Origin of the sequence: Sphingomonas sp., assembly GCF_019635515.1 — a bacterium.
Classification (GTDB): Bacteria; Pseudomonadota; Alphaproteobacteria; order Sphingomonadales; family Sphingomonadaceae; genus Sphingomonas.
In genome coordinates this window covers 730,266-743,174 of sequence record NZ_JAHBZI010000001.1, presented here as the reverse complement: position 1 = coordinate 743,174, position 12,909 = coordinate 730,266, and the positions used below count along the sequence as shown (strand labels likewise).

Here is a 12,909-nt window from a genome sequence, read left to right as displayed (position 1 = left end):
AGGGTCATAAGCGCATCGCCCGACCATCCTAGGCGCCTGCCTTCGCAGGAGCACAGTTCTTCGATTCCAAGCCGCCGTCACTGCGGCGGGGCACCCGCGCCCGAGTCGAACTCGAAGCCCGGCTCACGCTGCTTGCGTCCGCCCGGATTGCCGAAATTATAGGTCGCGCTGAGCAGGAAGATCCGGCCCGGCCCGCGCTGTTCGAAACGGTCGCGGATCAGCGGCGTCTGGATGAAGACCTCCTGCTTGCCGGTCTCGAGCAGATCCTGCACCGTCAGCAGCACGCTGAACTTGTCGTTGACCTTGCGGCGATAGCCGAGGTTGAGCACGCCCATGCCCTCGCGATAGCCCTGCGCGATCAGCTGGCGGCCGCCGTAAAAGCCATTGAGCTGGAAATAGTCCTTGCTCGTCGGCTGCCAGTTGAGATTGGCGCGCACCGTCGCGGTCGCGCCCGAGCGCGGCGTCGCGATGCCGGCGCTGCGCGGATCGATCCTGCTCCAGAAATAGGTGGCCGATGCGTTATAGCTCAGCGTCTTGCCGAGTTTGCCGTTGGCGAGCAGCTCGACGCCGGCGCGCTTGCTGGTCGCGAGATTGGCGCGGCTCGACAGGAACACACCGCCGCCGAGATCGGTGACGACATCGGTCACGCCACCGCTGGAATCGCGGTAGAATGCGTTGATCGAATAGAAGGTGCCCTGGCTGCGAAGCTGCCAGCCGAATTCGAACGAGTCGGTGACTTCGGGGCGCAGATTGGGATTGCCCTGCCGCACATTCTGCGGATCGACATAGAGGATATAGGGATTGAGATCCTGCGCGCCGGGGCGCTGGATGCGGCGGCTGTAGCTCGCGCGCAGCTTCGACTTGGCCGAAAGCTCATAGCCGGCATGCAGCGTCGGATAGACGCGGAAATAATCGCTGCTGACATGCACGCCGCCGGTCACCTGATCGATCCGGTTGCCGACTTCCTCGAGCCGCAGCCCCGGCTGGAAGTTGAACTTGCCGGCCTGGAACTGGAAGGTGCCGTAAAGCGCGTGGATCGCCTGGCGATAGTCGAACTGATTGGTCAGCGCCGCCACCGGCACCAGCGTGCTGAAGCTGGTGCCCCGCGCGCCGGTGAAGTCGAAGCCGTTCTCATCGAGATTATACTGATAGCCGATGTTGAGCGACTTCCCCTCGCCCATCGGCCGCTTGTAGTCGAGCTTCACATTGAAGTTGTTCGCGTCGAAGGCGTTGCGGATTCGCTCGAAGCCAGGTGCGCCGGCCGGGATGCGGGGCGTGGTTACCGCGCTGACATCGCGCGAGAACGAGCCCCGCTGCAATTCGACGTCGGCGACGAATTCATGGTCCTGGCCCGGCAGGGTGCGCCGCCATGACAGCCGGCCGCCGCCGCCGCTGTTCGCCATGGTCGCGGATGAATCGCGGACATAGGCCGAGCTCGGGCTGGTGAAGGTGTCGATCCGCTTGGAGGTGAAGCGGCCGTCGCGATAGCTGAACTCGGTGCTCAGCCGGTTCACCTTGTCGAGGTCGTAATCCATGCCGATCCGGCCATTGCCGAAATTGACGGTGTTGCGCTGGAGCGATGTCTGGCGGCTGTTGATGAAGGCGTTCGACAACGCATCGAACCGCGAGCGATCCTGCTCGGCGCCCTGCTCGGTGCGGAAGTGGCGATAGCCGATATCGCCGGTGACCGTCAGGCCGGGCTTCGAGACGACACCGTTGAGGTTGAGCGTGCCGCTCTGGCGATTGGCGATCGAGGCGCGGACCGTGCCCGAGCGCGCACCGGGCCGCGCCTGTTTGGTGACGAGGTTGATAACACCGCCCGAACCCTCCGGGCTCATCGCCGCCGAGGGATTGGTGATCACCTCGACCCGCTCGATCGACGATGCCGGCATGGATTGCAGGATCGTCGCGCGCGACTCCCCGCTCATCATCGCCGAGGGGCGGCCATCGACCATGATCGTCACGCCGCGATCGCCGCGCAGGGCGACATTGCCTTCGAGATCGACTTCGACGCCGGGCACCGCCCGCAGCGCATCGGCGACGGTGCCGTTCTGCGCCTGCAGATCGTTGGCGATGTTGAAGCTCAGCCGGTCCGGCGCGGAGGTGACTTCGGAACGCTGGCCGGTGACGACGATCGCCTTGTCCTGCGCGGGCTGAGCCGGCGCGGCTTGCGCGGGCGCCGTTTGTGCAGGCGCGGTCTGCGCACCGGCGAGGCCCGGCGCCAGCATGGCCGCCACGACCGCGATCATCGAACTGCGAAGGGGTAACTGCTTGACCATCGAATATCCCGCTCTTTGAAAACTTGTGTCGCCGGCCGTGCCGCACCCGGAGGTGAGCGGCATGAGCGGCTGATGAGGTCTTGGTGAAATCATCTCAGATATCCCGATAGTGTGGTAGTGATTTAATTCACTATTTCACCGGATTTTGGGCGCTATTCGCGCGTGATCCGGAGTTTGGTTCAGACCCGGTTCAGCGTTCCCAATGCCTCCGGATCGCCAGCGCCAGGGCCAGCAGCGCGAGGCCCAGCCAGACCAATGTCGCCCAGACCCATCGGCCCATGCTCGGCAGCTCCCGCCACAAAATGTCCGATCCCGGCCCGAGCCGCCGGAGCCGGAGGCTCAGCGAATCCGTGCCACCGGTGAGCATGAAATCGAGCCCCGCGCTGCCGTTCAGGATCAGATGGTGGACGCTTTCGAGAAACCGGTCGAACGCGCCGCCGGATCCTGTCGTCGCCGCCATCGCGAGCGTCATCGCCAGTCCGACCGCGATGCCGGCGACCCAGCGGATCGGATGGCGGAGGCCGACGATCGCGGCGCTGCCGAAAATGTAGAGGATCAGCGCGCTGGTGAACGGGATCAGCCACATCCACAGCGGCGTGCTCCACGGCACGCGTGCCGCACCGGCGATCGAGGCGCCCTCGCCGACATAGCGGGTCTCGGTGACGCCGATCGGGCCACCGGTCAGCAACGCAGCGAGCGCCAGCGAGGCCATCGTCACCAGCAACGCGATCACCAGCCAGAACGCGCCCGCCAGTATCTTGGCGGCGGCGGCGCGCTGGCGGCGAACCGGCAGCGTCCACAGGAACGCCCGCCCGAAGATCGGATCGCTTTTCCACACCGCATAGGGAAGCAGGATCGCCGCCAGCCAGGTCGGCTGGAGCAGTTCGGGGACGAGGAACAGCTGCTCATCATATTTGAACGCCATGATCAGCGACAGCAGCAGGATCAGCGCGAGCGCGGCGCCGGCGAGGATCGCTTCACGGCGCACCGCGAGGCCCACCGCGCGCACCTGCTCGACGAGCAACGCCGCGAACGACTGGCGATGCGGGTCAGGCGAAGTCATGGGATTTCTCCGACTGGAGCAGCATGGGCACGGCTTCGGCGAGACTGAGACGCGAGACTTCGCGGACCTGCGCGCCCGATGCCGCGATGGCGGCGGCGATCTGGCGCTCCTCGCCCATGGCGACAAGCCGCGAAGCCGAACCGAGGCCGCTCTCGCGGCGCAGGATCGCCGGCACCAGCGTTTCGGGCGGCGACCAGCTGTCGGGCGCATCGATATGATAGCGCAGCAACCGCTCCAGCAGCAGCGCGGTCGGCGCCTGCGCGACCAGCCGGCCGGCGCGCAGCACGCCGATATGATCGATCAGCGTCTCGACTTCCGCCACCAGATGCGTGGAGAGGATCGCGGTGCAGCCGGTATCCGCCAGGAAAGCGGCGAGCAGCGACAGCACCTCCTCGCGCGCCAGTGGATCGAGACCGTCGGTCAATTCGTCGAGCAGCAGCAGCGACGGTCGGTGCGCGAGCGCGGCGACGATCTGGACGCGGCGCGCCTGGCCCTTGGAAAGCGTGCCGAGCCGCTTTTCGGGACGCACTTCGAGCAGGCGGATCAGATGCTCCGCATATTCGGCGTCCCAGTTCGGATAGAAGCTCGCGCAATGGTCAAGAAAGCGCCCGGCGCGCATCCAGCGATAAGTGCCTTCGCCGGTTTCGGGGACATAGCCGGTGCGTGCGCGAATCCGCGGCCCGCCGGTGCCCGTGTCGAGCCCGAGCACCATGGCCGATCCGTGATCGATGCGTTCGAGGTTGAGCAGGGCGCGCAGCAAACTGCTCTTGCCCGCGCCGTTGGTGCCGGCGAGCAGGTACACGCCGCCTCGCGGCACGGCGAGATTGACGCCGGCCAGCGCGGTTTCCCGCCCATAGCGCTTGATCAGCTGCCGGGTCTCCACCGCCAGCGCCCGCGGTTCGGCGCTATCCATTCTTCGCTTCCTTGATCCTGGGGGCCGAGGCCCGAAGCGCATCGACCAGCTCATCGAGCGCGATGCCGTGGCGGCGGGCGTCGCCGATCGCCCGCTCGGCGACTTCGGCGATGACGCGCTCGCGCTGGACCTGGGGCTCGCGCTGCGCGGCGACGAACGTCCCCTGGCCGCGGCGTACATAGACCACTTCCTCGCGCTCAAGCTCGCGATAAGCCTGGACGATCGTGTTGTGGTTGAGCCGGAGATCGGCGGCGAGCTGGCGGACCGACGGCAGCGGATCGTCCGCCTTGAGCGCGCCGGTCACGATCAGACGGCGGATCTCATCCATGATCTGGCCGTAAATGGGTCTGGAGGCCCGAGGGTCGATCAGAAGCTGCAAGGTCCATCCTATCCGCTGTACTGGAACACTAGTACAGTAATATAGATGAGTCAATCGGGCTCCGGCGCCGGCAAATGTTACAGTTTTAATATGGCATGACGGCCCGGCGGCGTTGTTCTATGCGACTCGCGAAATCGCGAGAGAGCTTTTCCATTCGCCAGATTGCCGCCCTTCCCTACCGCATCGAAGGCACCACCGAGGAACCCTCGGTGCAGGTGCTGCTGGTGACGTCACGGGGAACCCGGCGCTGGGTGATTCCCAAGGGCAATCCCAATAGCGGCATGTCGGCCCACGCCTCCGCCGCGCTTGAGGCCGAGGAGGAAGCCGGCGTGCGCGGCGCGCTGTGCCCGATCCCGCTCGGCAGCTATCAGTATCGCAAGCTGCGCGGCAGCGGCGCGACGCTGATGGTCGATGTCGATGTCTTCCCGCTGGCGGTGAACGACATCCTGCCTTCGTGGAAGGAACAGGATCAGCGCGAGCGGCGCTGGTACAGCCTTTCCGAGGCCGCCAACATCGTCAACGAACCCGATCTGCGTAACCTCATTCGATCTTTCGCACCCCGCGAATTCAAGGCCGCCGTGCGGCGCACCGGTGCGCTCGGCACCATGACTCGACATACAGGACTGGCACCAATGTTTGGATGGTTTCAGCGGCTGCTGCCGCGCACCGGCAATTTCTTCGAGATGTTCGAAACGCATGCCGCCACGGTTCTTTCCGGCGCCGAGGCGACCGCGCGGCTGCTCGCCGGCGGTCCCAATGCCAGCGAGCATATCCTCGAGATCAGCGAGCGCGAGCATGATGCCGACGACATCACCCGCGAGGTGCTGCAGACGGTCCGCAAGACCTTCCTCACCCCCTTCGATCGCGGCGCGATCACCGCGCTGATCGGCGCGCTCGACGACACGATCGACGAAATGCACGCGGCGGCCTCGGCGATCGACCTGTACGAGCTCAGGGAGTTCACCCCCGAGATGCATGACATGGCCGGCATCATCGTCGATGCCGCGCGGCTCGCCGCCGAGGCGATGCCGCTGCTGCGCGACATCAGCCGCAACGGCGACCGCCTGCACGAATTGACCGAGCGCCTGATCCGCATCGAGGGGCATGCCGACCAGATCCACACCGCCGGCCTCAAGCGCTCGCTCCAGCAATATGGCAAGACCGACACGCTGCGCTTCGTCACCGAGCGCGAGATCTACAAGCATCTCGAGCGTATCGTCGATGCGTTCGAGGATGTCGCCGATCAGATCGACGGCATCGTGATCGACCACGCTTGAGCCTGAACGGGGTCCGCGCCCATGCATGAGCTCGCCTTTCCGCTGCTCGTCGGCCTGATCGCCGTCGCGCTGGCGTTCGATTATCTGAACGGGTTGCACGATGCCGCCAATTCGATCGCGACGGTGGTGGCGACGCGGCTGCTGTCGCCGGTCAAGGCGGTGCTGTTCGCCGCATTCTTCAATTTCGCCGCCTATTTCCTGTCGCTGGCCTTCCCGGCGCTCCATGCCGTCGCCGAGACCATCGGCAAGGGGCTGGTCGACAAGGATATCGTCACGCCCGCGGTGATCTTCGGCGCATTGGGCGGCGCGATGTCGTGGAACGTCATCACCTGGCTGCGCGGCATCCCCTCGTCGAGCAGCCACGCGCTGGTCGGCGGGCTGATCGGCGCGGGCGTAGCGCATGGTGGCATCTTCGCGATCCAGTGGACCGGGCTCAACAAGACCCTCGTCGCCATCGTCCTCTCGCCCACGCTCGGCATGATCCTGGCGATGCTGGTGATGCTGGTCAGCAGCTGGATTTTCCACCGGGTGAATTCGTTCCACGCCGAGCGCAGTTTCCGCGTGCTGCACGTGATTTCGTCCGCCTGCTATTCGATCAGCCACGGCCTCAACGACGCCCAGAAGACGATGGGGATCATCACCGTCCTGCTCTATTCGACAGGCCGGCTGACCGGCGACTTCGAAGTACCGCACTGGGTGGCGATCAGCTGCTACATCGCGATCGCGGCCGGCACGATGACCGGCGGCTGGAAGATCATCGAGACGATGGGCTCGCGGATCACCAAGCTTTCGCAGCACCAGGGCTTCAGCGCCTCGCTGGCCGGCTCGATCATCGTGTTCAGCGCGTCGACGCTCGGCATTCCGGTCTCGACCACCCACACCATCACCGGCTCGATCATCGGCGCCGGCACCGCGCGGCGCGCTTCGGCGGTGCGCTGGGGCGTCGCCAAGAATGTCGTGATGGCGTGGATCATCACCATTCCGGCATCGGCGGTGATTGGCGCGGCTTTCTACGCGGTGACATTGCTTTTCTAGGCTCTATGCTCCGCCATATGGCGGAGCATCGATGCGCATGATCGGCAGGAACGCGCTTTGTGCATGTGCGGCGGCGGGGCTGTTGCTGTGCGGCCAGCCCGGCATCGCGGCGCTTGCGGGCCACCACGCGGCGACCCCCGATGCGCGCTTCGCGGCAGCCTTTGCCGAAGTCGACAAATGGGTCGCGGCGAAGGCGTTTCCCGGCGCGGTGCTGGCGGTGGGTCAACATGGCCGGATCATCGCGTTGAAGGCGTTCGGACGGATGAGCGTCGCGGAGGGCGCCCCGCCGATGCCGGCCGACGCGATCTTCGACATGGCCTCGCTCACCAAGGTGGTGGCGACGACCAGCGCGGCGGCGATCCTCTACGATCGCGGCAAGCTCGATCTCGATGCGCCGGTCATGCGCTACCTGCCCGAATTCGCCGGCACCACCGGGCACGACCGGATCACTGTCCGCCACCTGCTCACCCACAGTTCGGGGCTGAAGCCGTCAGGAGTGTTCTGGAGCAAGGCCAAGGACCGGCAGGGCATCCTCGCCCAGATCTACGCGCTCCCCGCAAGCGACGCGCCGGGCGCGGTCTACAAATATCAGGACTTCAACATCATCCTGATCGGCGAGATCGTCGCACGCATTTCCGGGCAGCCGCTCGACCGCTTCGTGCGGCGCGAAGTGTTCGGCCCGCTGGGGATGACGGATACCGGCTTCAATCCGCGCCCCTCCGCTCGCATCGTTCCGACCGAGCAGGACGATGTCCTACGCCACGCGCTGGTGCGCGGCGTGGTGCATGACGAAAATGCCTATCTGATGGGCGGCGTCGCCGGGCATGCCGGGCTGTTCTCGACCGCGCGCGATCTGGCGAAGCTGGCGCAAATGTATCTGAACGGCGGCACCTATCGCGGCAAAAGGCTGCTCCGCGCCGGCACCGTGGCCCTGTTCCGCAGCGCGCAGGGCATTCCGGCGGACAGCAGCCGCGCGCTCGGCTGGGACATGCCGCCCGGCGCCGGCTGGGCCGGGCCGCTGGCGTCTCGTCACGCGATCATGCACACCGGCTTCACCGGCACCTCGATCTACATCGATCCGGACCGCGACGCCTTCGTGATCCTGCTCACCAACCGGGTGAACCCGACCCGTGATAATTTGCTGATCAATCAGGCCCGCCCGGCGATCCACAGCGCCGTGCTCGAGGCATTGGACAAGGGGAAATGATGCGCCGGCTGATCCTCGCGCTGCTGGCGCTGTTCGTCACCATGCCCGCCGCGGCGCAGGTCCGCACCGGTATCGATGTGCTGCAGGATACCCGCTTCGCGGCGCTCGCCGAGATCGCGGCGCGGCATGGCGGCAAGCTGCGGCTGGCCATCCTCGCCAACCCGATCAGCGTCGACAGCGACGGTCGCCGCACCATCGACGTGCTGCGCGAAGCGCATATCCCCGGCGTCGAGATCGTCAAATTGTTCAGCGGCGAGCACGGCATCAACGCCGCGACCGACGACATGGATATCGATGACAGGATCGACACCGGGACCGGCCTGCCGATCATCAGCCTCTATGGCCGGACCGACGCCGAAAAGCGCCCCGGCGCCGCGCAACTGGCGGACGTCGATGCGGTGGTGATCGATCTGCAGGACGCGGGCGTGCGCTACTGGACCTTCCAGACCCTGACCAAATATTTCCTGCAGGCGGGCGCGGCCAACCACGTCGAGATCATCATCCTCGACCGTCCCAACCCATTGGGAGGGGTCGCGGTGCAGGGCCCTGTCTCGACCCCTGGCCGCGAGGATTACACCAATGTCCATTCCGAGCCGATGCGCCCGGGAATGACGCTCGGCGAACTGGCCCGGATGTTCAACGCCGAGGACAAGATCGGCGCGAGGCTGACCGTGATCCGGATGACGGGCTGGAGGCGCGATCTCTGGTACGACGATACCGGGCTGTTGTGGATCAACCCCTCGCCCAATCTGCGCAGCCTGACCCAGGCGACCGCCTATGCCGGCACCGCGCTGCTCGAAGGCACCAATATCAGCATCAAGGGGCCGGAGGGCTCGCCCTTCCTCCGTTTCGGCGCGCCGTGGATCAAGGCGACGCAGCTCGCGGCCTATCTCAACGCGCGGCGCATTCCGGGCGTCAGCTTCCTCCCCGTCACCTATGTCGCGGCGAACGACAAGCTCTACCCGTTTGCGGGCCAGCGGCTTCAGGGCGTCGAGGTGATCATCCACGACCGCGACCGGCTCGATGCGCCGGCGCTCGGCATCGAGGCCGTCGCCGCCTTGTGGAAGCTCTATGGCGACACGTTCCAGATCGAAAAGGTCGACCGGCTGCTGCGCAACCGCACCGTCCTCGACCGGATCAAGGCGGGCATGGACCCGCGGGTGATCGCCAAAGGCTGGCAGGCCGAGCTCCAGCGCTTCAAGGCCCGCCGCGCGGGCTATCTGTTGTACTAGGGGATTTCGATGTCCTTGCCTTTCAGCACCTTGGATTGGGTAGTCACCCTCGCCTACCTCGCCTTGCTGGGGGCGGGCGCCTGGCTGTTCACCCCGAAGCACACCCACACCGCCAAGGACTATTTCCTTGCCGGCGGCACCGTGCCGGTCTGGCTCGCCGCGGTCTCGGTGCTGTCGGCTACGCAGTCGGCGGCGACCTTCCTCGGCGGACCCGATTACGGCTATCGCGGCGACTTCACCTATCTCGGCACCAATCTCGGCGCGTTGCTCGGCGCGATCTTCGTCGCCCGGGTGCTGATCCCGCGCTTCTACGCGGCACGGGTGACGACGGTCTACGAACTGCTGACCCTGCGCTTCGGCACGATCGCGACGCGCTGGACCGGGGCGATGTTCCTGCTCGGCCGGGTGCTGGCGGGCGGCGCGCGCATCTATCTGGCGGCGATCGCCATCGCGATGGTGATGACCTCCACGGTCACCGCAGGAGGCATCTTCATCGCCGCCGCGCTGCTGGTCGCCGCCGCCTTTCTCTCGACATTCGTCGGCGGGTTGCGCTCGGTGCTGTGGATCGATCTCGTCCAGTTCGTGATCATGGTCGGATCGGCGATCACCGTTTTGATCTTCATCCGCCTGTCGATCCCCGCGACCAATGCCGAGATCCTCCACGGCCTTGCCAACGCGCCGGGCGATATCGACAAGCTGCGCCTGTTCGATCTGTCGATGGATTTGTCCAAGCCCTTCTCGCTGCTGGCGATCGTCACCGGCATCGCCCTGCTCACCGTCGCCTCGACCGGGCTCGATCAGGACATCACCCAGCGGCTGCTGGCGTGCAAGGATGCGAAGACCGGCGCGCGCAGCCTCTATGTCTCGGTGCTGGCGACGGTGCCGGTGGTGGCGATCTTCATCACCATCGGCCTGCTGCTCCACATCTTCTACGATCGTCCCGAGCTGATGGGCGGCGCCACCGCCACCGCCAGCCACGCCTTCGACGGCGAGAAGATCAGCACCTTCATGCATTATATCCTGACGCAGCTTCCGCCGGGACTGCGCGGCCTGGTCACCGCCGGCATCATGGCCGCAGCCGTCGCCACCACCAATTCGGCGCTCAACGCCATGTCTTCGGTGCTGATCGAGGATTTCTATCGCCCGTGGCGCGCGCGGCGGGCTCCGGTCGAGGAGCATCATTACGTCCAGGCCGGCCGTGCCGGCATGGGCATCATTGGCGTGGCGATGCTCGCGGTCGCGGTGCTGTCCTTCTACTGGCAACATTATACCGAGATGGGCCTGCTCGAATTCGCCCTCGGCGTGATGGTCTTCGCCTATTCCGGCCTGCTCGGCGTCTATTTCACGGTAATCTTCACCCGGCGCGGATCGACGGCATCGGTGATCGCCTCGCTGATCGCGGGCTTCGTCACGGTGTTGCTGCTCCAGCCGGCAATCGCCGCGTCGATCGGCCTGCCGGAAGTGCTTTGCCACCTCGCCTTCCCGTTCCAGCTTTGCCTCGGCACCGCGGTCGCCTTCCTCGTCGCCGCCGTACCGGCTGGACGCGCGTCCGCGCCCGAGCTAGCGCGCGGCGAGGTTTGAAGGCGGAAGCGACAATGGCCAGCGACAGTGACATCCTGGTGCTCACCACCGGCGGCACGATCGACAAGCAATATTTCGACGCGCTGAGCGAATATGCGATCACGGAGAGCATCATCGCGCGGATGCTCGAGGTCGCGCGGGTGGCGCATGCCTTCCGCATCGAGGAAGTGATGCGCAAGGACAGCCTCGACATCGCCGAGGCGGATCGCGCCGATCTGGTCGCGCGCGTCGCCGCCGCTCCCGAAAAGCGCATCATCATCACCCATGGCACCGATACCATGACCGAAACCGCGCGGGCGCTGGCCGGGATCCCCGGCAAGACCATCGCGCTCACCGGCGCGCTGACCCCCGCCCGCTTCGCCGAGAGCGACGCCGCGTTCAACCTCGGCATGGCCTTCGCCTGCGTCCAGACGGCGGCGCCCGGCGTCTATATCGCGATGAGCGGCCAGGTGTTCGACGGCACCCGCGTCCGCAAGGACCGCGAAGCCGGCAGGTTCGTCGCGACCGGGGACTTATGACCACTCGCTGAAGATTGGCGAACGATCCCTGCCGGCATCACCTGGTCTGGGCCGTATCCTGATCAACCGCCGGCGAATCGGAATTGGGGGTGGCGAGCGCCCAATCCTTGTTCACCCCCAGCGCGATCAGCGTGCAGAGCGCGCCCGAAAGCAGATACGCGCCAACCGACCAGAGGCCGAAGCGGCTGGCGAGCGCCAGCGCCACCAGCGGCGCGAAGCCGGCGCCGATCAGCCAGGCGAGGTTGGCGGTGGTGGCGGCACCGGTGTAGCGGCGCTCGGCCGAGAAGCTGGCGTTGACCGCGCCCGACGACTGGCCGAACGCCAGCCCCAGCAGCACGAAGCCCGCGAGCATATAGACCGTCTCGCCAAAGCCGCCCGCGCCCAGCAATTGCGGCGCGAAGCCGCTATAGGCCGCGATCAGCCCGGCCGAGACACCGAGCACCGCTCGGCGCCCGACACGATCGGCGATCAGTCCCGAAGCGAGCATCGACAACACGCAGGCCACCGCGCCGATGATCTCGATGACGAGGAAGCGCTCGGCGTCCTCGCCGGTGTACAGCGTGACCCAGGAGAGCGGGAAGACGGTGACGAGGTGGAACAAGGCGAAGCTCGCCAGCGGCGCGAACGAGCCGAGCGCGATCGTCCGCCACTCCAGCCGCACCGTTTCCCAAAACGGCGCCGCCTGCAGCTCGCGGCTCTCGAACAGCTTCTGGAACTCCGGCGTCGCCACCAGCCGCAGCCGCGCGAACAGCGCCACCACATTGATCGCGAAGGCGACGAAGAACGGATAGCGCCAGCCCCAGCTGAGGAAATCCGCGCTCGACAGCGTCGAGATGAAGAACGCGAACAGTCCCGCCGCCACGATCAGCCCCAGCGGCGCGCCGAGCTGCGGGATCATCGCATACCAGCCGCGGCGAGTCTGCGGAGCATTCAGCGAAAGCAGCGACGGCAGCCCGTCCCACGCTCCGCCCAGCGCCATGCCCTGGCCGACGCGCAGCGCCGCGAGCATCCACATCGCCGCCAGCCCGGCATCCGCGTAGCTCGGCACGAACGCCATCGCCATCGTCGAGCCGCCGAGCAGGAACAAGGCGATGGTCAGCTTGACGCCACGGCCATGGTTGCGATCGATCCACATGAAGATCGCCGAGCCGAGCGGGCGCGCGAGAAATGCCAGCGAGAACAATCCGAACGAATAGAGCGTCCCGGTCACCGCATCGACGAACGGGAAGATCAGCGCCGGGAACACCAGCACCGATGCGATCGCATAGACGAAGAAGTCGAAGAATTCGCTGGTGCGGCCCACGATCACGCCAATGGCGATCTCGCCCGGCGCGATTCGGTGCTCGCGCGCGGTGACGACGCGGGCGTCGCGCTCCATTTGCGTCGAATTCGACGCGGCGATCGGTGCACTCATAGGGCTAGCTC

Annotated in this window: 11 protein-coding genes; 6 read left to right on the top strand and 5 right to left on the bottom strand. The window is 66.2% G+C overall.

Annotated elements, in window-relative coordinates:
- Positions 1–77: 77 nt before the first annotated feature.
- From KF730_RS03640 to KF730_RS03625, 4 genes are all read right to left on the bottom strand, one after another.
- The gene (locus KF730_RS03640) at positions 78–2,249 is read right to left on the bottom strand and encodes a TonB-dependent receptor (protein ID WP_294092329.1); all 2,172 of its coding nucleotides are present in this window, start codon (positions 2,247–2,249) and stop codon (positions 78–80) included.
- A 220-nt stretch (positions 2,250–2,469) separates the two neighbouring features.
- A complete protein-coding gene (locus KF730_RS03635; protein WP_294092327.1) occupies positions 2,470–3,342 on the bottom strand; it encodes a hypothetical protein in 873 nt (290 codons plus the stop codon).
- Positions 3,329–4,255, bottom strand: coding sequence for an ABC transporter ATP-binding protein (locus tag KF730_RS03630; RefSeq protein ID WP_294092326.1), 927 nt, complete (start codon positions 4,253–4,255; stop codon positions 3,329–3,331). Before KF730_RS03630 ends, KF730_RS03635 begins: the two co-directional genes overlap by 14 nt.
- Positions 4,248–4,583: a GntR family transcriptional regulator gene (locus tag KF730_RS03625; protein ID WP_294092324.1), complete on the bottom strand. Its 336-nt coding sequence runs from the start codon at positions 4,581–4,583 to the stop codon at positions 4,248–4,250. The genes KF730_RS03630 and KF730_RS03625 overlap by 8 nt, the downstream gene beginning before the upstream one ends.
- 203 nt (positions 4,584–4,786) lie before the next feature.
- Here KF730_RS03625 and KF730_RS03620 point away from each other — a divergent pair, with 203 nt between their 5' ends.
- From KF730_RS03620 to KF730_RS03595, 6 genes are read left to right on the top strand one after another with little or no spacing between them, the layout of a single operon-like run.
- The gene (locus KF730_RS03620; protein ID WP_294095680.1) at positions 4,787–5,911 is read left to right on the top strand and encodes a DUF47 family protein; all 1,125 of its coding nucleotides are present in this window, start codon (positions 4,787–4,789) and stop codon (positions 5,909–5,911) included.
- 21 nt (positions 5,912–5,932) lie between these two features.
- A complete protein-coding gene (locus KF730_RS03615; protein WP_294092322.1) occupies positions 5,933–6,946 on the top strand; it encodes an inorganic phosphate transporter in 1,014 nt (337 codons plus the stop codon).
- A 37-nt stretch (positions 6,947–6,983) separates the two neighbouring features.
- Positions 6,984–8,153, top strand: a complete 1,170-nt coding sequence (locus KF730_RS03610; RefSeq protein WP_294092320.1) for a serine hydrolase domain-containing protein — start codon at positions 6,984–6,986, stop codon at positions 8,151–8,153.
- A complete protein-coding gene (locus KF730_RS03605) occupies positions 8,153–9,385 on the top strand; it encodes a DUF1343 domain-containing protein (protein WP_294092319.1) in 1,233 nt (410 codons plus the stop codon). Before KF730_RS03610 ends, KF730_RS03605 begins: the two co-directional genes overlap by 1 nt.
- Before the next feature lie 9 nt (positions 9,386–9,394).
- On the top strand, positions 9,395–10,966 hold the full coding sequence (locus tag KF730_RS03600) for a sodium:solute symporter (protein ID WP_294092318.1): 1,572 nt from the start codon (positions 9,395–9,397) through the stop codon (positions 10,964–10,966).
- Positions 10,967–10,980: 14 nt separating this feature from the next.
- The gene (locus KF730_RS03595; RefSeq protein ID WP_294092317.1) at positions 10,981–11,484 is read left to right on the top strand and encodes an asparaginase domain-containing protein; all 504 of its coding nucleotides are present in this window, start codon (positions 10,981–10,983) and stop codon (positions 11,482–11,484) included.
- A 37-nt stretch (positions 11,485–11,521) separates the two neighbouring features.
- Here KF730_RS03595 and KF730_RS03590 read toward each other — a convergent pair whose 3' ends face one another.
- Positions 11,522–12,898: an MFS transporter gene (locus tag KF730_RS03590; RefSeq protein ID WP_294092316.1), complete on the bottom strand. Its 1,377-nt coding sequence runs from the start codon at positions 12,896–12,898 to the stop codon at positions 11,522–11,524.
- Positions 12,899–12,909: the final 11 nt, after the last annotated feature.

What these genes read in the sequence shown, in the direction of transcription:
- KF730_RS03640 (WP_294092329.1), bottom strand. Translation starts at nt 2,249, where the DNA reads ATGATCGCGGTCGTGGCGGCCATGCTGGCGCCGGGCCTCGCCGGTGCG.
- KF730_RS03635 (WP_294092327.1), bottom strand. Translation starts at nt 3,342, where the DNA reads ATGACTTCGCCTGACCCGCATCGCCAGTCGTTCGCGGCGTTGCTCGTC.
- KF730_RS03630 (WP_294092326.1), bottom strand. Translation starts at nt 4,255, where the DNA reads ATGGATAGCGCCGAACCGCGGGCGCTGGCGGTGGAGACCCGGCAGCTG.
- KF730_RS03625 (WP_294092324.1), bottom strand. Translation starts at nt 4,583, where the DNA reads ATGGATGAGATCCGCCGTCTGATCGTGACCGGCGCGCTCAAGGCGGAC.
- KF730_RS03615 (WP_294092322.1), top strand. Translation starts at nt 5,933, where the DNA reads ATGCATGAGCTCGCCTTTCCGCTGCTCGTCGGCCTGATCGCCGTCGCG.
- KF730_RS03610 (WP_294092320.1), top strand. Translation starts at nt 6,984, where the DNA reads ATGATCGGCAGGAACGCGCTTTGTGCATGTGCGGCGGCGGGGCTGTTG.
- KF730_RS03605 (WP_294092319.1), top strand. Translation starts at nt 8,153, where the DNA reads ATGCGCCGGCTGATCCTCGCGCTGCTGGCGCTGTTCGTCACCATGCCC.
- KF730_RS03600 (WP_294092318.1), top strand. Translation starts at nt 9,395, where the DNA reads ATGTCCTTGCCTTTCAGCACCTTGGATTGGGTAGTCACCCTCGCCTAC.
- KF730_RS03595 (WP_294092317.1), top strand. Translation starts at nt 10,981, where the DNA reads ATGGCCAGCGACAGTGACATCCTGGTGCTCACCACCGGCGGCACGATC.
- KF730_RS03590 (WP_294092316.1), bottom strand. Translation starts at nt 12,898, where the DNA reads ATGAGTGCACCGATCGCCGCGTCGAATTCGACGCAAATGGAGCGCGAC.